The organism is Flavobacterium branchiicola (genome assembly GCF_018383905.1).
Lineage (GTDB): Bacteria > Bacteroidota > Bacteroidia > Flavobacteriales > Flavobacteriaceae > Flavobacterium > Flavobacterium branchiicola.
The window spans coordinates 407,523-430,181 of sequence record NZ_JAGYWA010000003.1 but is presented as its reverse complement, the minus strand read 5'-3'; the positions used below and the strand labels follow the sequence as shown (position 1 = coordinate 430,181).

The window sequence follows — 22,659 nt, the reverse complement described above, 5'->3', positions numbered from 1 at the left end:
GTAGGTATTTTGTATTTTATTCTTAGAAAAGACAGGACTTATTCTTGTTTTAAGTGTGCCAAATATAATAATTTGAAAAGCAAGGGTTCTTAAAATTATCTAAAAAAAAAATGATAAATGTTAGTATTTGGTTTCGGTGATTTTATTTGTAATAATTATTAGTTCACCGGAAAGAAATTTTTTTAACATTTAAATTTTATAAGTTTGCTACATTAAAATAACATGTAATTGAAACAAAATAATATTATGAAAAAGATTTATTTACTGATTATTGTATTTACCTCACAAATAAATTTTGCGCAAAACACTTATCCTTTCCCTGCAAGTGGGAATGTTGGTATTGGAACAAATAACCCTATTGGTTTATTAGATGTAAAAAAGAGCTCTTTAAATGCGGGAGGGCAAGCAGTTTTAAATATAATTGGTTCCACTTGGACAGGTGATGGAGCAAGTTTAGTATTGAACCAACTTTGGAATGATATATATTATAAAACCATTATAGATAATAATGGTAGCAATTACGGGCAGGTAGGTTCAGGTTTAAAAATTCAAACATCATATTGGAATGGTTCAAATGTAAGTACAATTACAGCATTAACCTTGACTCCTACTGGTAATTTAGGTATTGGAAGTTTAAATCCAACAAACAAACTAGACGTGAACGGAACCATTCATTCCAAAGAAGTAAAAGTAGATATTACAGGCTGGTCAGATTTTGTTTTTAAAAAAGAATACAATTTGCCAACATTGGAACATATTGAAAAATACATTACGGAAAAAGGCCATTTAGAAAACATTCCAAGTGAAAAAGAGGTTTTAGAAAACGGAATTAATCTGGGAGAAATGAATGCAAAGCTTTTACAAAAGATTGAGGAATTGACTTTGTATGTAATCGAAATAAAGAAAGAAAATTCAGAAATAAAAAAAGAGAATAGAGATATGAAAAGTAGAATTGAAAAAATCGAAGCAAAATAATATTATGAAAAAGATCTATTTACTAATTACTGTATTTACCTCACAAATAAATTTTGCGCAAAATACTTATCCTTTTCCTGCTAATGGTAATGTGGGTATTGGAACAGCAAATCCTATAAGTAAATTGGATGTTGTTGGTACTGCCATGTTTAGAGAGGGAAATTCTTCTTATTACAGCGAATTAAGCTCTGATGCCAACAATGCTTATTTAAGAAGTTATGGTGTTGCAAATTCTCTTCTAATATATGATATATTAGGTAAGCCAATAGTAATGCAACCCTATATGGGTAATGTTGGTATTGGGACTTTTAATCCTGATGCAAAATTAGTTGTAAACGGAAATGCAAAGGTGAAAGAGAATTTATTTATTACTGGGGCATCTGGAAGCTATACCACAGGAGACAATCCTATTTTATATTTTGGAGCTGTAAGTGACTTTGCTAAAATTAATGTTCCATTTGCAGATAAAATGATTTTCTCGTCCTATCATGGCTATACCTTTAAGACAAGTTTTAATGGATCTTCAGCACTTCCTGCATTAACCATTGATATCATTGGAAATGTTGGAGTTGGTACAGTAAGTCCTGCGAATAAACTTGATGTAAATGGTACAATCCATTCTAAAGAAGTAAAAGTAGATATGACTGGTTGGTCTGATTTTGTTTTTAAAAAGGAGTATAATCTGTTAAAGCTTGAAGAAGTGGAAAAGCATATTGCTGAAAAAGGCCATTTAGAAAACATTCCAAGTGAAAAGGAAGTCTTAAAAAATGGAATCAATCTGGGAGAAATGGATGCAAAACTTTTGCGAAAAATTGAGGAATTGACTTTGTATATGATTGAAATGAAGAAGGAGAATGAAAATATGAAGAAAGAAAATACTGAAATGAAAAAAGACATATTACTGCTTAAAAATAAACTACATTAATTAATGATGAAAAATTTTAAACTTTTTACTTTACTATTAACAACACATCTAATTTTTTCACAAAACAGTGTTCCTTCAACCGGTCTAGTAAATTTTGATACGCAATTAAAGATTGGTAATCAAGTTTCTCCATCTGGAGTGGGACAAATTACTCGTATGATGCTGACTCCATATCGCCATACAGCTGGCCCTTGGAATATTGTTTCTAGGGATAATGCAGATACTGCTTTTTTAGATTTTGATTATGGCACTTGGGGTACTGCATTAACAATGTCCAGTGAGAGAAATATAGGAATCGGCGTTGCTGTTCCAACCGCAAAATTTGAAGTTTCAAACACATTTAATACCAATGCAAATGAAGTGATTTCATCTTTAACTAGATTTGGAACAGGAACTGGAGGAAGTAGTATTGTTCGTTTTGGTTATCATGAGACTTGTGATTTTGAAGTTAATTCCGGATATACTTTGGAGGGCTTACGATTTGGAAGTTATTTTGATCTTAATATCGTAAATAATAAAAAAGGCGGGGACTATGGCGCAATTAATCTTGTAGCAAATGAGAGTGTGAAGATGACGATCAAATCAAATGGAAATGTTGGAATAGGAACTCAGAATCCAAATTCAAAACTCAGTGTGGTAGGGGGGCTGTCTAAACTAACTTTAAGTGGAGTAGATAGGACCTTTGATAATGTTATAAAGTATGGTTACAAATCAGATTTAGAGAGCCAAACTGCTCTAGCAAATCGTTGGCATGGAATTGACGCGACAATAACAGCTGGAGCTCCATCAGATAATAAATTAAAATTTAGACTTTATGCTGGAGGCTCAGCAAATCAAGAACCTGATGATGTTATGGTTTTAGTTGGTAATGGAAATGTTGGTATAGGTGTACCAAACCCAAGCAATAAACTAGACGTAAACGGTACAATCCATTCCAGAGAAGTAAAAGTGGACCTGACAGGCTGGTCAGATTTTGTGTTTAAAAAAGAATACAATCTGCCTACACTTGAGCAAGTTGAAAAACACATCGTTGAAAAAGGCCATTTAGAAAATATTCCTAGTGAAAAAGAGGTTTTAGAAAATGGAATTAATCTGGGAGAGATGGATGCAAAACTTTTACAGAAAATTGAGGAGCTGACGCTTTACATGATTGAAATGAAAAAAGAAAATCAAGATTTGAAGAATGCAGTTGAAAAACAAAATAAAGAAATTGAACTTTTGAAAATAAAAAAATAATAGTAAAAAATGAAGCTAAAATTAGTTATAACAATAATTTTTATTAATACTCTTTCCTCTTATTCTCAGCAAATAGGAAATGGATATGCAGCTCACTTAGTAGATTTTACGACTCCCTTATTTTCAGGAGTATATGGAGGACCTAATGCTATAGGAAAAGCACCAGACAATAGTCATGATTGGCAACATTTGTTGGTTATCAGACACGCTAATTCTGCGAATAATTATCAATTGCAATTATCTTCTACATACAGTGAAAATGATAAATTGTTTTTTAGAAAAATCGACAATTCAACAAATCCAATATGGAATGAATTGGCAACAAGGGGAGTAAATACTTTCATAGGAAACCAAACTGTTCTAGGAGCTTTGCAATTATGGGAAAATAATGAAAGCAGACCAAATGGGCAAAATGCAGAAAGTAAATCAGTTTTAAAATTCTCACGAGCTGGAACCAATGGTTATAGCTGGAATGAATATGCAGAATTTAGAATTGGTCATGGAGGAGGGAGTACTACGGGAAGTAAGCTTGATCTATATATAAATGGAAGTGAAAATACTACATCAACTCCAGAGCAACAAGTAATGACTTGGAATTATAATGGTAATGTTGGTATAGGTACTACAAATCCAACTTCAAAATTAACTGTTGCTGGAAATATTACTTCACGAGAAGTAAAAGTAACTGTTGATGCAGGGGCCGATTTTGTTTTTGAGAAAGGTTATAATCTTCCATCTCTTAAATCTGTAGATGAATTCATTAAAGTAAATAAGCATTTACCAGAAATAGCTTCTGCCGCAGAAATGCAAAAAGATGGGATTAATTTATCTGAAATGAATATCAAGCTTTTACAAAAAATAGAAGAATTAACTCTTTATGTAATTGAAATGAAAAAAGAAAATGAAAATATGAAGAAAGAAAACCAGGAAATCAAGAAAGAGATAGTTGAATTGAAGGCGTATAAAAAATAGAAAAAAGGTTTATACTGATAGCACAAACCTTTTTTATAATTATAAAAACAATTTCTTAGTTTGTTCCGGCAGCTATTTTATCAACCAAAAACAATAATTCACCAGAAACTGGTTTAATTAATTGCATTGGATATAAAGTTGGATTGTAAGCTCCGGTTGTAACTTCTTTTAAAGCATTTATTTTTTTCTCTCCAAAAGCAACTACTACAATTTTTTCTGCTTTATTAATTAGCGGAGCAGTAAGTGTAATACGGTGCATTTTTTGAGGCGCTAAATAATAAGCGTCAACCCATTTGGTTTGTTCTTCCAGGACAGCTTCACCCGGGAAAAGAGAAGCAGTATGTCCATCGTCTCCCATGCCTAATAAGATAAGATCAAATTTTCCTTTTTCACCTAAAACCGTTCTGATAGATTGCTCGTAAGTAACCGCATAATCTTCCGGTGTAACACCGTCTTTATACATCTCGAAAATGTTTTCCTGCGGAATCGGAACGTGACTTAATAAGGTGGAATACGACATTTTTGCATTGCTTAAATCATCATTTAGCGGAACCCAGCGTTCGTCGCCCCAAAAGATAAAAACTTTACTCCAGTCTATTTTGTTTTTGTAAGCATCAGAAGCTAATAGTTTGTAAATCCCCGCAGGAGAAGAACCTCCTGTAAGAACAGCTGTAAATTTGCCTTTTGCAGCGATTGCTTTTTGTGCAGACTCGACAAAAAGGTTGGTTGCAGCAATATTTATTTCTTCTGTGTTATTGTAAATCTGTATCATTTATAACTTCTTCTTTTGTTTGTGTATTCGGAATCCATTTGTGTCCTTGGCGCGCCAACAATTCGTCGGCTTCTTCAGGTCCCCAGCTTCCTGCTTTGTAATTAGGGAAATTGGTTGGAGCAGTTGTTTTCCAAACTTGCTGAATCGTGTCAATAGCGTCCCATGCTTCTTCAACCTGATCCCAACGCATAAATAGGGTAGGATCTCCTGCAAGAGCATCTGCGATTAAGGTTTCATAAGCTTCCGGTGACATTGTGGAACAAGCGAAATAATCAAAAACCATTTCAGCTGGTCGTAATGATAGAGACAAACCTGGCTTTTTGGTCATAAACTGTAGTTTAATGTCCATTGCTGGCTGAATATTGATAATCAATCGGTTTGGTGTCATTCCTTCTTTTCCATATGAAAAAGCAGAATGCGGAACTGGTTTAAACTGAATAATGATAGAAGATTGTTTTTCTTCCATTCTTTTTCCGGTACGCAAATAGAACGGGATTCCCTGCCATCTCCAGTTATCCAGATAGATTTTCATTGCTACGTAGGTTTCTGTATTAGAATCCGGTGCAATCCCTTTGTCCTGACGATATCCCGGAACCGGAACTCCTTTTATTTCACCTGCGTCATACTGACCTCTTACAATATAGTGGTCAACCTCATCTGGTTTAATACGACGAATCGATTTTAAAACATCTGCTTTACGGTTACGAATATCATCTGCGTTTAGTGATGCAGGCGCCTCCATAGCCGTCATGCATAATATCTGAAGCAAGTGATTCTGAATCATATCTTTTAATGCTCCAACACCTTCGTAGAATCCGCCTCGTTCTTCAACGCCAACTTCTTCTGCTACTGTAATCTGAACAAAATCGATAAAATTACGGCTCCATAATGGTTCAAACATCGAGTTTCCAAAACGGAAAGCCAAAATGTTTTGTACCGTTTCTTTTCCTAAATAATGATCAATTCGATAAATCTGCTCTTCTTTGAAAGTCTGCGAAAGCATTTCGTTAAGTGCAATTGCCGACGTTTTATCGTAACCAAAAGGTTTTTCAATAATAATACGATCTTGTTTGGCATTCGCCGCAAGGCCTATTTTCTTGATATTGCTTGAAATAGTAGAGATGAAAGAAGGTGTAATCGAAAGGTAAAAAAGACGATTTGCACGCTGACCAAAATTCTCATCAAAAGCATTTATCTTTTCATTTAAACTCTGATAAGATTCTTCTTTATCAATATCAAGACTATGATAAGTAATATGTGAAAGAAATTTTTCAGTTTCCGGATCGTCAATTCCTTTTCTTCTTGAAAAAAGATTTAGGTTTTCTAAGACATAACTGCGAAAATCTTCATCGCTTTTTTCTGCTCTTCCAAGAGCAATAATCTGAAACTTGTCTGACATGCGTCCGTCGAGATACAGATTTTGAAATGCGGGAAAGAGCTTTCTTTTTGCTAAGTCTCCGGTTCCTCCAAAAATAACAATGATTGTTGGATTTATATTTTTGAATTTACTCATTTTGTGTGTTGTGTTGCTTTAAGTTTCTTATTCAGCCCATTGTGTGTGAAAAACACCCTCAGCATCAATACGCTCGTAGGTATGTGCTCCGAAGTAATCACGTTGTGCCTGAATTAGATTTGTTGGAAGGTTTGCTGATCTGTAAGCATCAAAATAAGCTAATGAATTCATAAGCCCGGAAACAGGTAAACCTTGTTGTACGGCAAACTGAATTACAGCTCTCATTCCTGATTGGTTTTCTGTTAATTTTGATGCGATTCCGCCGTCTAAAAGTAAGTTTGGCAAATCTGATTTTGCTACGTATGCTTTTCTGAAATCTTCTAATATAGTTGCACGAATGATACAGCCACCACGCCAGATTTTGGCAACAGTTTCCAGATTTAATCCGTAGTTGTATTCTTTAGAAGCAGTGTGAAGTTGTGCTAAACCTTGTGCGTAAGTCACAACAATAGAAAAATATAAAGCCGATTTTAAAGCTGCAATAGCCTCGCTTTGCGCAACAGTATTTTCGGCAGCATTCCAAACTAATTTTTTAGCTGCTTCAATTCTTTCCGGTTTGGTTTTAGACATATCGCGCATGTTAACTGCCGCATCAATAGTGGGAACGGGAACTTGCAAATCCATTGCGTTTTGCGAAGTCCATTTTCCAGTACCTTTTGATCTTGCCCAATCAGAGATTTTATTGATTAGTTGTGTGCCGTCTGTATCTTTTTGTTTTAGGATGTTTCCGGTAATTTCGATCAGATACGATCTAAGATCATCGGTTTGGTTCCATTCTGCAAAAGTTTTTTGAATTGTTTCATCATCCAGTTTATAACCTCTTTTCATTAAGTCATAAATCTCAGAAATCAATTGCATAATTCCGTACTCGATTCCGTTATGCACCATTTTTACATAGTTACCCGCAGAACCATTTCCTAAATATTCTACACAAGGTTCTCCATCAACTTTTGCTGCAATTGCTTCAAAAATAGGACGAAGTCTTTCGTATGCTTTTTGATCTCCGCCCGGCATCATAGCAGGACCAAATCTTGCTCCTTTTTCTCCGCCAGAAATTCCCATTCCGAAAAAGTGAATTCCTTTTTCAGATAATTCTAAAAATCTTCTGTCTGTATCAGTAAAATAAGTGTTTCCACCATCAATAATAATATCTCCTTTATCTAAGTGAGGTAATAAACTTGCAATGGCGCTGTCAACTGGTTTTCCAGCGGGAACCAATAACATAATCGCTCTTGGCTGCTGGATAAGTTCTACAAAATGTTTAACATCTGTAGTAGCTTCTATAGTATGTTCTGCATTAGCTTCTTGTTGAAGAGAGTTGACTTTTTCGGTATCTAAATCTAAACCTGCTGCTGCAAATTTATTGCTGGCAATATTTAAAAGGAGATTACGTCCCATAACGCCAAGACCGACGATGCCAAAATCAAATTTGTTCATAATTTTCAAATTATCTAATTTATAGTGTGTTGTTTTTTGAAATATTTAGCGTATTGATTATAAGTAGTTTATTATGTATTAATACGTTGAAATACCCAAAGTTTATTCAAAAGCTTATTGTTAAAGTTCTGGTGCGCTAAGTTAAAAAAAAAGGTTGGAATATTATACGGATTTGCTATGGTCTTTGACACTTTAGTATGGATTTTCGAGTACTCACAATGGTTTTATTTTCAGGTGAAGATAATCTGAAAAAAATAGAGGATGAAAATAAAAATATAGCAGAAATTTTAGTCAAGAATTTCTTTTTATTAAAAAATAGGAGCCAAAAAAAATCGAAAAGACTTCAAAACAAGAAAAACGTGAGTTTATATACATTCTTAGTTTTATAGTTTTACGGGTGTAAATCTTGTTAATTTTTGTTAAGTTTGACTTTTTATAAGTTTTTTCTTTCGATATTATGAAGCTATTTTCGACACTATTTTTATTATTTTCTACTAGTATTTATTCTCAGTCTTTAACAAAAGAACTAATTGATAGTTTAATTGTAACAAGTGATCGGGATAAAAAAGTCGAATTGTGTCAAAAAATGGCAGTGCAGTTGCAGAATTCAGATTGGAATAGGGCTGTCAAATACATCGAGTTGGCAGAAAATGAAGCAAAAAAAACAAAGAAGACAGAGTTAAGCTTGGCTTTTGTTTATCTTACTGCGGGTAAGATGTATGCCTCAAAAGACGTCTTAGATGTTGCTTTAGAATATTACTTAAAAGCATACGAGATTTATAAAAGGCATAATAACTTAGAGCAGGCTTCCAAACTAGAGAATAATCTTGCTATTATTTATTCGCAGGGAAATAATAAAGCAAAATCATTAAAGTATTTCTTAAACGTTTATCACTATCAAACAGTGAAAAAAGATTCTGTTCAGCTTGTTAAGGTTCTTAATAACATAGGAACTTTATATCTCAGTAAAAATTTAGATTCTTCATTATATTATTTTCAGAAGGCTCAATTAATAAATAAATCTATAAATAATAATGATTTAAAGGTTTATGTGTATACCAATCTGGGGCGGACTTATGCGTTGAAAAAAGATTACAGAAACGCAGATTTTTATTTTAATCAGGCATTTTCTTTACAAAATAGAGATATAGGGATTTTAGTAAAGGCTTTTGTTTACGAGTCTTTTGCTGAATATAATTTGCAGGAAAAAAAATATGATGCTGCAATTGATAATGCAAAAACAGCTTTAGAATTATATAAAGATAAAACATATGGTTTTTCGGGACTTAACCTGAATAAAATGCTTTACAAGATATTTGCAATTAAAGAAGATTATAAAAATGCAGTTTACTATTTTGAGAAATACAGTGCAATTAATGATAGTATAAATATTGAGCAAAAGGCTGTAAATCTGGAGCGTATTAAACTAGAAGAAGAGTATAAAGTACACGCGAAAATTAAAGCACTGATTGAAGAAAAAAAGCGATTTAAATTTTATATAATCTCTTTAGTATTGCTTGTTGGGATATTGATTTTAGCTATTTTACTGATAAAATACAAAAAGACTATTTTTAAAAATCAGGTTGAAAAGGAAAAATTAAAATCAAAGGAAAGGGAATTGAAAGAGAATCTCGAGGCAAAAAACAGGGTTCTTATCGGAAAAGCAATGTCTGAAATACATCGTACAGATGACATTAATGAAATTGTAACAGATCTAAAGAAAGTTAAGCTTAAAATGCTTAGTAAAGAAACGCAGCAAGCAATTGATATAGTCCTGAAACGTTTGGAAAAGAATCTGAATACCGATATATGGAACGAATTTGAACTAAGTTTTGAGCAGGTTCATCAATCCTTTTTTGATAAGTTATCAAATGAACATCCTTCACTTTCACCAAAAGACCGAAGATTGTGTGCGCTGTTGTACCTTGATTTAAGTACAAAAGAAATCTCTAAACTTACCGGAAAATCATTTAAAACTATTGAAAATGCAAGAGCAAGACTTCGCAAAAAGTTTGATTTAACTAATGAGAAGGTTAATCTGTCTACCTTTCTGAATACATTTAAAACAGATTAGCTGAAAAATAATTTATTGATTAATAATCTGATAATTAGTGTTTTATTTTGTTTTTAGGGTTTTTCTAATGTTGTTTTTTTTCTATAATAGTGTTTTTGCATTAGTCCTTTTTTTTATTGCGATATATCTTTCATTTATATTTGCTTTTACCACTTCCGAATTTGGCTTAACGAATAAAAATCAATCCCTAAAAAAGATTAAGCAACTTCTATAAATTACCAGAAACAAATAGCGTCCGCTACAAAAACAGAAAAATAATTTAAGAAAACTTCTAAAGTCAAGTCCGTCATTGATTTTTAGAAGTTGCTTTTATGGCTTTACTCCAGACTATAATTAGCATTTAAATTATTTAGCAAATTATTAATCAAAATTTTAAAAAGATGAATCAAATTTACTTTAAAATCAGGTATTTGTTCCTTTTGCTGTTTGTGTTTGCCTGTTCTTCCGGGATGGCTCAAACTCCTTTTCAGAATGTTAAAAAGGATGATGTAAAAACGGCAATTGAAGATCCTAATGTCAAAAAAGATCAGGGTACTGAAAAAAATGATGATGCAAATAATCTCTTCACAAAAAAAGAAGATGGCAGTAAAGGCATTAACCTTTCGGATGAAGAAAGTGAAGCGGTAAAAAAGCAAATAAAAGAAAGCCAAAAACTATTTGGACAAAAAATTAGTACTGCTCAATATCAAGAGAATACAAAATCACCAGCGTCTGATAGTACAAAAGTTAGATCTTACGCTAAATCTTCGGGCTTAACAGCAAAAAATATATTTGAAGTAAAAAAAGGCGACTTTAATTTATCTGGAGCAGATAAAATGCAATTAAAATCAATTTCTGAGAATAATGGCAGAACTCTGATTACTTACCAACAAATGCACAATGCTATTCCTGTAGAAGGAGCTATTTATAAGGTTAGGGAAAATAAAACCAAGATTGATGCATTTGGTTCTACAAGTAAGAAATTACCAGCTACTGTTGCTTACAAAATTAATGCTGCGACAGGTTTAGAAAATGCATTAAAAACGGTTAATGCAAATGAGTATATCTGGGAAAGTAAAAAACTAGGTTCTTTGGTTGACAAAAAAGTTAGTGCAAAACCACAGGGAGAATTGGTTTATGTTGGACCTAATTTTTCTTCTCAGCTTAAAGAATATTATCTGGCCTGGAAATATGATGTTTTTGCAATTAATCCGCAATCCAGTCAGACTATCTATGTTGATGCAAACTCCGGAAAAGTAATTTTGACTATCGATTTGAATCGTGATGTTCATTTCGCAACTAAAATTGAGAAACCTGTTCAAAGTCAGGGTAGAGGCAAATCGCGTTATTCTGGCGATGTTACTTTTAATACTAAACAATATGCAGACGGATACAGACTAGAAGCTTTGCAGGGAAAGTACAATGTGCCTATTTACACTTTGAATATGAACCATGCAGAACGTGCTTCAGATGAAGTATTGACAGATTTTATAGATGAAGATAATATCTGGAATGAATTGCACAACGCCAATCATGATGAAGTTGCCATTGATATTCATTGGGGTATGCAAAAAACAATCGACTATTATCAGAATAAATTCAACAGGAATAGTGTAGATAATAAAGGCATGAACATTATTGGTCTTGCGCATTTAGGTACAAATGTTGAAAACGCTTCATGGACTGGTGGCTGGGCACAGTTTGGAGACGGCAACAATACACCTTATGTTGGCTTGGGGATTACGGCTCATGAACTAACGCATGCAGTTACACAATTCTCTGCCGGATTAATTTATCAGGGAGAATCGGGAGCTTTAAATGAATCTTTCAGTGATATGTTGGGAATTGCGGTTGAATTTTATGTTGGTAAAGAGTCCAAAGAAAATATTTGGCAGCTAGGTAATGAATTATACAAACATGGTAGTATGAGAAACATTCCGAACCCAAAAGCACAAGGTCAGCCCAATACTTATGGCGGAACAAATTGGGCAAACCCACTAAATATTACTTATGATAATGGTGGCGTACATATCAATAGTGGGGTTAGTAATTACTGGTTTTACCTTTTATGCGAAGGAGGACAAGGAGTAAATGATATTGGCAGCAGTTATGATATAAAATCGATTAGTCTGGCTAAGGCAGAAAAAATTGTCTATTTAACGCTTACAGATTATCTATCTCCATCTTCGAACTTTAATGATATGCGCCAGGCTTCATTAATGGCAACAGAAGACTTATACGGATTAGGTTCTGAAGAATATAAACAAGTTACTAATGCCTGGTATGCTGTAGGAGTTGGAGCAGCTTTTGCAGATAAACAGATAGCGTTGGTTGCAGTAGAAGAACCAACTGTTTCCTGTGGTACATTAAAAGGCGATGAACCGTTTTATATTAAAATAAAAAATACAGGGTCTACTGTAATTAAAGCTAATGAAGCTATCAATTATAAGCTTAGATTAATGACAACAGGTTTTGGTGGAAGAATTAGTACCATTTATACAAATAATGGTATCGCTTCACCCTTTACTAAAGATCTTGCAGTTGGAGAAGAAGCCATTATAAAGATTCAGGATAAACTTCCTTATGCAGTAAGTTCTGCCAATCCAAACTATGTAGAGATTAAACTTGATTTTAAACCAGTAGTAGAGTTTGGTGTAAAAGATGGAGTTTCTTTTGTTTCCAGTTTTCTGGTTCTTCCGGCACAAAAAGATTTTGACATACAGCTTGCTGGATTAAATCTTCCAGACTATACCGGTGAAACTTTAAGCTCGAGCTATATGATGGCCGTGAGACTTTATAATTTAGGATGCAAGGATATCCCTGCTGGCGAAAAGCTCAAAATTGGCTATTTAAATAAAGTCGAAGGAAGCCAGATCGTATGGAAAGACATTACACTGGACACAGCTTTTAAAGGAAATTCTGAAATGATAATTCCTTTTGACATTGCGGTAGATTTATCTGCAACAGGGGTACATACTTTTGAAGCTTTTGTAACCTATGACAAAGATCCAGTTTCGACAAACAATAGCACAACAAACGCTGTTTACAATGGTACAATATCACAATTTCCATATAACCAGGATTTTGAAGAAACACCGGGAGGGTGGTATTCAAGATCAATTCTTACCAATCAAAAATTTGTATGGCAAGCTTTCTCTTACTCTTTTAGAGACATCAAATCAAAATATTTATGGGGAAGTATTAAAATGGGAAGTTCAGAAAAAATTGCCAGAAATGCCGATTTTACATTAGAATCACCAATATTTGATTTTACAGGTGTTAACTCTCCTTATGTTGCGTTTGATATGACTTATTTATTTGAAAAAGGATATGATGGTCTAATTGTAGAATATTCAGATGATAAAGGAAAAAACTGGAAAAAAGCCGAAGGTATTGATTACCCTGAAACAGTACATCACAATAATTTGATATCGGGGTCTTGGTTTACCGGAATTAATAATTCACCTAGTAAACAGCCATATAAGATTCTTTTAAATGAACTTGCAGGAAAAAAAGCGGCAATTCGTTTTCGCATTGTAACAGATAAATATGATAGTAGTTATTTAGGCGCTTTAATAGATAATATTAAAGTAAATGATGCTCCTTATGACTTAGAAATTACAGATGCAGAATTAGACGCTGGTAGCTGTGTTGTTAATAACAATGATGTTACGGTAAAGGCTAAAATCGTAAATAATTTTGCAACAAAAGGAGAAGAAGTCATAATAGGAATTAAAATTCTGGATAATGCAAAAAATGTAGTTTTTTCAAAAAGCGAAAAGACAGTATTACAGTTTGCTAAATTTGGGGATACCATAACGTACTCTTTTCCAAATATTAATTTAATAAGTATTGGTGAAAATACCATAATAGTTTCTGTTTTTCCTGAGGATGCAAACAAGGATGTTCATCCTGAAAATAATTCTTTCAAATTTAGTTATGATAACTGGAAAAATGAGGATTTGAAAGTAGCTGTGCTTCCGTATAAAATAGATTTTGAAGATGCGACTAAATATAAAGGATGGAGAACTTCTGAAAATGAAAATAGTATAGGCTGGAGACATGGTACAAGTGTAGAACTGGAATCTCCAGAATGGAGGATTAAAGAGCATACACATTTTATGGCCAGTAATGTTAGCAGGGATTGCGACTGTGATGCTTCAAACGATATGTTGATTTCTCCTGTATTTGATTTGAGTAATTATAAAGAAGCGCACTTAAGATTTGATGGTTTTGGTGATGGTAAAAGGCTTACTGATGGTTACGTAAAAGTGAGTATAGACGGAGGAACAACATGGGAAACGGTATTTAAAATGCCGTATATCAATAACTGGCTTGAATATCAGGTTGATCTAAGTGCTTATGCAGGAAAATCATGTGTTCAGTTTGCGTTTCAACATGATGATAATGGGCAATTTGCTCCCGGTTTTGCAGTAGATAATATTGTAATTAAGGATAAGGCGGATTATTTAGAACTTTCTAATTTAAGTGTTGCTGAAAAGGTTTATCAGGACTTGCCTTCACATGAGTTTTATATAAGTGCAAAGAATTTATCTTATAAAACAGTAGAAAAGGTTACAATCGAATATCAAATTACCCAAAATGGAGTTGCTGTTGGTGAACCAATTTCAGTCGAAAGAAATACTCCATCGTTTCAATATCAGACTATTGTTTATAAAATTGATGGTCTTCCTGAATTAGCACCTGGAAATTATGGAATTACTGTAAAATTAATTGTAGATGCACAGCCAAAAGATTTAGCCGAGAGCCTTACGGGTACTTTTGAGGTTGTGGCAAAAGCACCGGAACTGGATATAGAAACTTTCTCAAATATACCTGCTGGAACTCTATTCGGTACCAAAGGATATGTTTCAAATCAAAGCGATGAAAATTATCCATGGAAAGTAGTGGTGAATCCTGATAATAAATATGTTTCTATTCCGAAAGTAGATCATACTGGTGACACAGCTGCAAAAATGCTTTATAACCAGCTTGAAGCTTATGCAAATTATGGCGAATTGATTTCTCCAATGTATACGTTATCTGATAAAGCGACTGCCTTAGAATTTTATTATGCATTAGAGAGTAACAATAACAATGCTTTTCTTGTGGATATTAAAACCGAGGGAGAGCAATGGAATGAAATATGGAGTGTAACTAAACAAGGAACTTATGCAAATAAAGAATGGCAAAAGGGAATCGTTAATTTAAAAAAATATGCAGGAAAATCTGTTATGCTGCGATTTAGACATGCCAAAGCCGCGGGTTATTCTTATATGGTTTTAGATGATTTAAAAGTAATTACCGATCCAGTTTTAGATGTTTCAGTACAAATATTGTCTCCAAAAGATGTTTGTGGCGGATCTGAGTTTAAAGTGAAGCTTACCAATGAAGGACAAATTGCAGTTGCACCAAAAGCAGTTCAGTTAGATTTAAAATATGTCAATACACTGGAAACGATTTCAGAAACAGTTGAAAATGGAATTCCGGTTGGAGAAAGTATCGAATATACTTTTAAGAAACAGCCCAAATTAGATAAAAGTGGCGATTCGCATATGTTTAATCTTAAGGCAGTTTTAGAAAACGACCAGATTTTAAACAATAATGAAATTAGTAACTACATCTATCAGGAAGTATCAGGAAATTTCAAAATATTCGATAATCCTACCGTATATGGCTACGCAGGAAAAGGAATGTACATTGATGCCGAAACTAATTTTAGAATAAAAAAACTGGATGTTCTTTCGTATAAATGGAACACAGGAGCCGTTTCAAATGCCATTCAAGTCGATAAAGCAGGAGATTATACCGTAACTGTTATCATGAAAAATGGCTGTACACTTACCGAAACAATAAGAGCTGGATTTGATGTTTTTGAATCAGAATTAGTTAGTGGAGAAGTTTGTGGTCCTGAAGTTGTTTTAACTCCCGGCACGTATAAATCTTATGAGTGGTTTGATGGTTCAGATGAATCAACTTATACTACAAAAGAAAGCGGAAATTACTATGTAACAGTTTACAACGAGAATGGTATAGGTAAAATTTTGAGTACAACGATTTCAGTTCTTAAAAACGATGTAATATCGGAAATTAAAGTCGTTGGAGATAAAAAACTGACAAGTTCAGTTGAAGCAGCTTCTTACCAATGGTATTTAAACGGAAGACCAATACCGGATGCAATAGAAAAATCTATAATTACATTCTGGGAAGGAAATTATAGTCTTCAGATAACAAATGGTAATGGCTGTAATAGTATTTCGGCACCGTTTGATTCAAAAGGAATGCTAATTGGAAAAATCACCAATTCTTTCAGGGTATTTCCAAATCCGGTTGTTGATCAGATAACCATCTTCCTTGCTGATAAAGCTGAAGGTGAAGTGCAAATCAAAATTTATGCAATGGATGGAAAAGCGGTGTATACTAAAACATATTCCAGTATTCCGTCCAATATAAATATCAGTACATTAAACGCTGGAGTTTATGTTTTAGAGTGCAGTGTAAAAGACAAGAAATATACTGCCAAGATTATCAAGCAATAACAAATTTACATATAGAATTAAGGTAACTCTCGTTTATGAGAGTTACCATTCTTAAAACTAATAAATGCTATGAAAAAAATAATATTAATAGTATACACTTTATTTTTGAGTATAAGTGTTATAGCTCAGAATGAAAAAGTAAAAGTGGGAGTAAAGGTGGGTGTCAATATTTCGACCCTTACTATTGACCACAGCGAATTGAACTCCTCAAGTAAAACAGGGTTAACAGGAGGTGTAATGGTCGAAATTCCTATGGCTAAAAAATTTGCCCTTCAACCGGAATTGTTGTACAGCCATCAAGGGGTAAAAACTTCCTTTTCTGATGCTGATGTTACAAATTCTGTATTTACCAGTACAATAAAATTAAACTACTTAAATATTCCAGTAATGTTAAAATATTATGTGGTTGATGGTTTAAGTATTCAGGCGGGACCGCAAATAGGAATACTTTTAAAAGCTAACAATACCTATCAGGATAACTTTTTAGGTTACGAAAATCAGGAAAGCTTTAATTTGTATAAGTATTCAAGCGGAATAGATACTGCTGTAAATTTTGGTTTAGGCTATCAATTGATGGATAAATTTTATGCAGACTTAAGATATACAATTTCGTATTCGGATGTTTTTAAAGATGGAAACGCAAATTATTTTATTGACAACGATATGAAGAATAGAGTTTTTCAAATAACCATTGGTTATTTTTTTAATTAAGTTAGTACTACTTCATGTTATTGTAAAAGCCACTCTAAATTTAGAGTGGCTTTTTTTGTTTAGTTAAGTCGTTCAGAAGTTTTTATTCGCAAACAATGCTCCGTTCCCAAAAAGAGTGGATCACCATGTTTTTCAGACCAAAATCCATCCAGTACATCTTTGGTAATACAGCGATAAACCGCAACACCCTTAAATGTTTTATTGTTCTCCCCTTTGTAGTTAAAATTAATGACCAAAATATTGTCTTTAAAAAAGCCATGACCCGTTTGCTTTTGTGTATGATTTATAAGCCATTGCGCCACAATTCTGTTGTTTTCATCTAAGGATAAAGTTAAAGTCCCTTTGTAGGTGATTTGAGCGCTTTCGTCCTGATTACTTCCTGAAACCGAATATGTACCTGTTAAATCCTGTATCGTCATTCTATTGCTAATTCTGTATAGGGCGCAAATATAAAAAGATATTATTGCAGTTAATAAAAGTATAACTGCGTTTGTCTTTTTATTATCGAAAAAGAAATCAAATAAGTATCAAATCGCTTCTATAAGTAAATTCTTCTTGTTTCAAATTAGAAAATGAAACAAAGTTTAAGTTAATATGCAACCTAAAGATGGCTAACTTTGTTTCTAACCCCCAAATAATGAGATACTTTTATAGTATTTTAAATACATCAGCATTTTAAGTTTTCTGTTTTAAGGTTTATTGGCATCACTATTTACAAATCAAACTACTGAAGATTATTATTATGGGTAACCAATTGTTAAGATTTGATTTAATTTTATTTTTAGTATTTATTTTCACTTTCAATTCAAGTGCACAAACTGCATCACTTGAATATTGTTTTGCGATGGCAAAACAGAATAACCTTACCCTAAAACAAGCCAAATCAGGATTAAAAACTGTTGAATATAATCTTCAGGCAGAGAAAAACGCCTATTTCCCAAAAGTAGATCTTTTATCTAGTTATACATACTTAAGCGAACCATTAACCATTAATCTGCAATCGGTTAAAGATGGAATCGTCGAAGGTTCTTCCAAACAAAGTGTCAATACGGCCAATCAGATTTATAATGAAATTACAGGAAATAACTTGTCTCAGGCCGCTCAGGATAAAATTTACAATACATCCAAAACAATAATTGGCGGAATTTATCCCAATTACAATCCTTCATTAAGTGAACAATCTTATTTTTTAGCAGGCGTTGGAGTACGACAGCCGCTTTTTTTAGGAAATAAACTAAACGCCTCAGTTGATCTTGCGCAATCTGTAGTTAATACTGCCGGCTTTAATGTAGAAGCAGTAGATAAAGAACTTGATTTCCTGATTACCGTACAGTATTTAAGAATATTGTACCTCAACTCCTTAATGAAGAAACAGGAAACCATTGTAGATGCTTTGGATAAAAATAAAAATTACGCCGAAGAATTCGTCAAAAACAAGATTTTGCCACCTTATCAAAAAAACTGGACCAATGTAGTTTTGATTCAGGCAAAAAGTCAGTTTAACACCATTGAAAATGAGAAAAAAAATGCCCAGATTGAGTTGAATAAACTTATGGGTGTAGAGCTGGATACTGTTTTAGTTATTTCTGATACGCTGAAATACAATACTATAAATATGGATGAACCTATGAAAGATTTCTGGCAGTCCAATCCGCTTTATAAAATGTCAAACAGTAAGATTGCTTATGCCGAAACTGCAGAGAAAATCAGTAAATCATTAGCATTGCCAAACATATTTGCCGTGGGGAATTTTAATTTATATCAGAAAGATTTGCCCGTTGCAATCCCAAATTGGTTTGTAGCACTAGAATTGCAATGGACATTGTTTAATGCCCAGACCAGCAAACGTGTATTGGCAAGTAAACAATTAATTGACGAAGCCAAACTTGGAGAAGAAAATTCAAGTTTGATGCTAAAGGTAAAGACAAAAGTAGCCAAGAATAAAATGGATTCTCTTGAGAAAGATGTTCTGGCTCTTGAAGCAGCACGCAAAGAAGCACACACCACCAGTAAACTGATTACTGAAAGAATGAAAAATCAGTTATCATCCCCCAAAGATGTAAACGATGCACTATTGGTAGAAACCGATATAGAGAAAGTATATTATACTGCTGTTTTTGGATATTATCTCGCACTCGCAGAATATTTCAACAGTATAGGCGAACCAACTAAAATCACTCAATTTATTAAATAGATGAAAGATATTTTAAAAAATTATTGGGCACTATTAATACCAATTTTGGTAGTGATTATAGCATTGGTCTTTTTTCTGAAAGGCAATAATGACGATGAAAATAACTTTATTGGAATGGTCGATGCTTCAAGCGTAGATGTTGCGGCAGAGTTCCCGGGCAGACTAGATTCCTTATTGGTGAATCAAGGCGATACCGTACACACCGGACAACTCGTTGCAGTACTTCGTTCTAACGAAATCAACGCTATAAAAGCACAAGCTTTATCCGCTATCGATGCAGCAAAAGGACAACAGGAATTACTAACTCAGGGAGCAAGACCGGAACTTATAGAAGCGACTTCAAAACTATATCAGATAAGTCAGGAACAGTACAAATTATTTAGTACGACGTACGATCGTATGGAACGGTTGTACAATGCCGATGTGATCTCCGGACAAGAAAAAGATGTATTTTATTTTAAGTTTCAGGCCGCCAAGAAAGAAATGGAAACCGCAAAGCTAAATTTACAAATGCTAAAAGACGGTACCAGACCGGAACTATTAAAAACAGCCAACGCGATTGTAAAACAAGCCGAACAAGCTTATGAGTTAACCAAAGCACTGGGAGACAATACAAGAGTTTATGCTCCGGCAGATGGTGTGATTTCGAGTCTGGTTACCCATCAGGGAGAAATCGTTTCTATTGGTTATCCGATGATGACGATCGAGAAGAAAAACTCCACCATAATAAAATTCAATATCAGACAGGACAAGGCAAATTTACTTAAAGTAGGCAGCAAAGCTTCTGTAAAAGTTCCCGGTTGCGAACCTGAAGTTTTTGATGTCGTTGTAAGTTCTATCGCCCCAACACTGGAATTTGCCAATTGGGTTCCTTCAAAAGATAAAGGAGAATTTGAACTCAGAACTTTTACAATCGAATTAAAACCTGAGAAATTAGCCCAAATAAAAGGTTTACGCTCAGGTATGACCGCTTCATTACTTCTGCCTTAATGAATACCATTGGAAACATAATCATTCGGGAGTGGAAACGCATTCTAAGTTTAAAAGTATTTTACTTAGTAATGCTCGTTATTCCTGTGGTTTTATTTTCGTTTTATGCCTTTATTTATCAAAAGCATGAAGCCAAACATCTGGCATTTGCAATTTGGGATGAGGATCAAAGCGCTATAAGCAGACAACTCACTTTTTTATTGGCACAGAAAGAATCCCTGCATATTACCCGAAGAGTTTTTAGCGAAGAAGAGGTAAAGCGATTAATTCAGGAAGGAAAGATTTTAGGCGCCGTTCATTTTCCTGCAAACCTTCAAAAAGACATTTACAGCAGACATCCTGGTACAGTGACTTTGTATACCAATGCTGCTTCATTGGTTCCCGCAAAAATGGTTTATAAGGCTGTAGCCGAAGTTATAATTACCGGAAGTACAGGCGTAATTTTGCAAAAGCTGGAAAAGACAGGAATGAAGTCCGATCAGGCAATGGCACTTGCTAATCCGATAAAACTAAATGCTTATCAGCTTTACAATGCCACATACAATTATCAGGAATATCTGGTTCCGGGATTAATTACAGTTGGAATGCAGATGATTCTGATTATTAGTTGTATGCTGGCACTAAATTACGAATGGATCACCGGAACAATGCAGGAATTGTACCAGTGCGCAAATGGTTCTGTTATAGCAGTTATAAGCGGAAAAACAATCGCACATCTTGTAGTGAGCTGGTTTAATTTTATTCTGATTGCCTTTGTAGTGTTTCCTCTTTTTGATATTGGTATTCCCGCCGCAACAGGAAAGTTTTTTGTAATTTATACGATGCTTTCTTTGGCTTGTATTAGCATCGGAATGTTTATATCGGCACTGTTTAAAGACGTAATGCTTTCCGGAGATACTGCTTTATTTTATACATCCCCGGCTTTTGTATTCAGCGGATTTACATTTCCGCGTTGGGCAATGCCGTGGTACGATCAGTATTATGCACTCATAATGCCTTATACCGCATTTTTAGATGGATTTTTTAAGGTGTATTATATGAATTTACCTTTAAAATATGCACAGGGAGATTTCATGAAACTGCTCTTGTTTTGTGTCGTAATGTTTCCCACAGCCATTTTATTATTTCAACGTCAGTTTAATTCCTTGAGAGATGAAAAAGAAGCCACAGCAATCCTTGATTAAACTCTTTTTAAGAGAAGTCAAATTAGTTGGTAAGGATCATAGTTTGCTCCTTACGCTTCTTATTGCGCCGTTGCTTTATGCTTTTTTCTACGGAAGTATTTATATAAATAAAGAAGAGTTTGAAGTAAAACTCGCCGTAGTAGATGATGATCATTCCCAGTTATCACGATTATTGCAGCAAAATATAGACAATTCTCCCATAGTACAATTAGTACATTTCTCTAATCTGAAAGACGCTAAAGAACAAATGTATCAGGGCAATTGTCAGGGCTATTTTTATATTCCCGAAGGAACAGAAACAAATCTCCTGAGTTTAAAACAAAGTAATGTGGTTTTAGCCGTAAATGCCGCACGCTTTTTACCATCAAGTGATTTGTTAATGAATGTGCAGCAAATTTGCCTTACGATAGGCGCGGGAGTTCGGCTTCAGTATTTTCAAAAAAGCGAAGGCATGAGCACAACGGCTTCTATGGATAATGTAATGCCGGTAAATCTGGATTATCGCCCTTTGTTTAACGAAAGATCAAGTTATGGAGCATTTCTGTTACCGGGACTTCTGGCGCTGATTTTACAACAAACCTTATTGATTGGTTTATCTGAAAGTGTAGCAGGAGAACGACAACATTCACGCTTACGCGAATGGCTGAATGGTGGCGTATCAAACGGTATTTGGGGAAAAGGATTATTCTATTTGCTTCTTTTTTGCTCGTATGGCTTTTTCTTTTTAAATGTAAATTACAAATTACTGAATTTACCCATGCGCGGAAACGGTTTTGAACTTGGAATTTTGCTGGTATTGTTTATTGTCACATTAATCCCGATGGCGCAGTTTATAGGTTCCTTATTCAAATCGCAATTGGTTTGTTTGCAAATGATGGCATTTTCGACCTATCCGATATTTTTAATTACCGGATACAGCTGGCCTTTTGAATCGTTGCCGGTTTTATTGCAATGGATATCAGATCTTTTACCAACAACACCTTTTATTTCTATATATACTGGAATTGTGCAATCGGGAGCGGGGTTGTGGGACAATCCGGGAGCTTTATTGCATTTGGTTTTATTATGGGCATTTTACAGTGCCATTTGTTATATCAGAATTACACGTTTAACACAGAGGAAAATTTTAGATTAAATTCATTTATTTTTCTGTAATAA

The 22,659-nt window shown here is 34.0% G+C and carries 15 protein-coding genes; 11 read left to right on the top strand and 4 right to left on the bottom strand.

Going from position 1 to position 22,659, the window contains the following annotated elements; all coding sequences use genetic code 11:
• Positions 1 to 246: 246 nt before the first annotated feature.
• From KHA98_RS08785 to KHA98_RS08770, 4 genes are read left to right on the top strand one after another with little or no spacing between them, the layout of a single operon-like run.
• Entirely contained in the window at positions 247 to 975 is a 729-nt protein-coding gene (locus KHA98_RS08785; RefSeq protein ID WP_213257286.1) for a hypothetical protein, read from the top strand.
• Positions 976 to 979: 4 nt separating this feature from the next.
• Complete coding sequence (locus tag KHA98_RS08780; RefSeq protein ID WP_213257284.1) at positions 980 to 1,900, top strand: hypothetical protein; 921 nt, start codon at positions 980 to 982, stop codon at positions 1,898 to 1,900.
• 3 nt (positions 1,901 to 1,903) lie between these two features.
• The gene (locus KHA98_RS22890) at positions 1,904 to 3,136 is read left to right on the top strand and encodes a hypothetical protein (RefSeq protein WP_246522240.1); all 1,233 of its coding nucleotides are present in this window, start codon (positions 1,904 to 1,906) and stop codon (positions 3,134 to 3,136) included.
• Between the two features lie 9 nt (positions 3,137 to 3,145).
• A complete protein-coding gene (locus KHA98_RS08770; protein ID WP_213257282.1) occupies positions 3,146 to 4,108 on the top strand; it encodes a hypothetical protein in 963 nt (320 codons plus the stop codon).
• Positions 4,109 to 4,163: 55 nt separating this feature from the next.
• Here KHA98_RS08770 and pgl read toward each other — a convergent pair whose 3' ends face one another.
• Genes pgl through gndA form a run of 3 tightly spaced genes read right to left on the bottom strand, consistent with a single transcriptional unit; the run spans position 4,164 to position 7,830 of the window.
• A complete protein-coding gene (gene pgl / locus KHA98_RS08765) occupies positions 4,164 to 4,880 on the bottom strand; it encodes a 6-phosphogluconolactonase (protein WP_213257280.1) in 717 nt (238 codons plus the stop codon).
• Positions 4,861 to 6,393, bottom strand: a complete 1,533-nt coding sequence (gene zwf, locus KHA98_RS08760; protein WP_213257278.1) for a glucose-6-phosphate dehydrogenase — start codon at positions 6,391 to 6,393, stop codon at positions 4,861 to 4,863. The genes pgl and zwf overlap by 20 nt, the downstream gene beginning before the upstream one ends.
• Positions 6,394 to 6,420: 27 nt before the next feature.
• A complete protein-coding gene (gene gndA, locus KHA98_RS08755; protein WP_213257276.1) occupies positions 6,421 to 7,830 on the bottom strand; it encodes an NADP-dependent phosphogluconate dehydrogenase in 1,410 nt (469 codons plus the stop codon).
• Positions 7,831 to 8,287: 457 nt separating this feature from the next.
• On the opposite strand from gndA, the gene KHA98_RS08750 reads away from it, so the two are divergent.
• The 3 genes from KHA98_RS08750 (at position 8,288) to KHA98_RS08740 (ending at position 17,133) form a co-directional block, all read left to right on the top strand.
• The gene (locus tag KHA98_RS08750; RefSeq protein WP_213257275.1) at positions 8,288 to 9,904 is read left to right on the top strand and encodes a tetratricopeptide repeat protein; all 1,617 of its coding nucleotides are present in this window, start codon (positions 8,288 to 8,290) and stop codon (positions 9,902 to 9,904) included.
• Between the two features lie 380 nt (positions 9,905 to 10,284).
• On the top strand, positions 10,285 to 16,422 hold the full coding sequence (locus tag KHA98_RS08745; protein WP_213257273.1) for a M4 family metallopeptidase: 6,138 nt from the start codon (positions 10,285 to 10,287) through the stop codon (positions 16,420 to 16,422).
• Positions 16,423 to 16,491: 69 nt separating this feature from the next.
• Positions 16,492 to 17,133 (top strand): porin family protein, encoded by a 642-nt coding sequence (locus KHA98_RS08740; protein ID WP_213257271.1) that lies wholly within the window; start codon positions 16,492 to 16,494, stop codon positions 17,131 to 17,133.
• A gap of 59 nt (positions 17,134 to 17,192) precedes the next feature.
• Here the strand turns inward: KHA98_RS08740 and KHA98_RS08735 are convergent, their stop codons facing one another.
• Complete coding sequence (locus KHA98_RS08735) at positions 17,193 to 17,552, bottom strand: hypothetical protein (protein WP_213257269.1); 360 nt, start codon at positions 17,550 to 17,552, stop codon at positions 17,193 to 17,195.
• A 323-nt stretch (positions 17,553 to 17,875) separates the two neighbouring features.
• Between KHA98_RS08735 and KHA98_RS08730 the strand changes: the two genes are divergently transcribed.
• From KHA98_RS08730 to KHA98_RS08715, 4 genes are read left to right on the top strand one after another with little or no spacing between them, the layout of a single operon-like run.
• Positions 17,876 to 19,327 carry a TolC family protein gene (locus tag KHA98_RS08730; protein ID WP_213257268.1) on the top strand — a complete coding sequence of 484 codons (1,452 nt, stop codon included), beginning with the start codon at positions 17,876 to 17,878 and terminating at the stop codon, positions 19,325 to 19,327.
• Complete coding sequence (locus KHA98_RS08725; protein WP_213257266.1) at positions 19,328 to 20,317, top strand: HlyD family secretion protein; 990 nt, start codon at positions 19,328 to 19,330, stop codon at positions 20,315 to 20,317.
• Positions 20,317 to 21,501 (top strand): ABC transporter permease, encoded by a 1,185-nt coding sequence (locus KHA98_RS08720; protein WP_213257264.1) that lies wholly within the window; start codon positions 20,317 to 20,319, stop codon positions 21,499 to 21,501. The genes KHA98_RS08725 and KHA98_RS08720 overlap by 1 nt, the downstream gene beginning before the upstream one ends.
• Positions 21,470 to 22,636 (top strand): ABC transporter permease, encoded by a 1,167-nt coding sequence (locus KHA98_RS08715; protein ID WP_213257262.1) that lies wholly within the window; start codon positions 21,470 to 21,472, stop codon positions 22,634 to 22,636. Before KHA98_RS08720 ends, KHA98_RS08715 begins: the two co-directional genes overlap by 32 nt.
• The last annotated feature ends 23 nt before the right edge of the window (positions 22,637 to 22,659 follow it).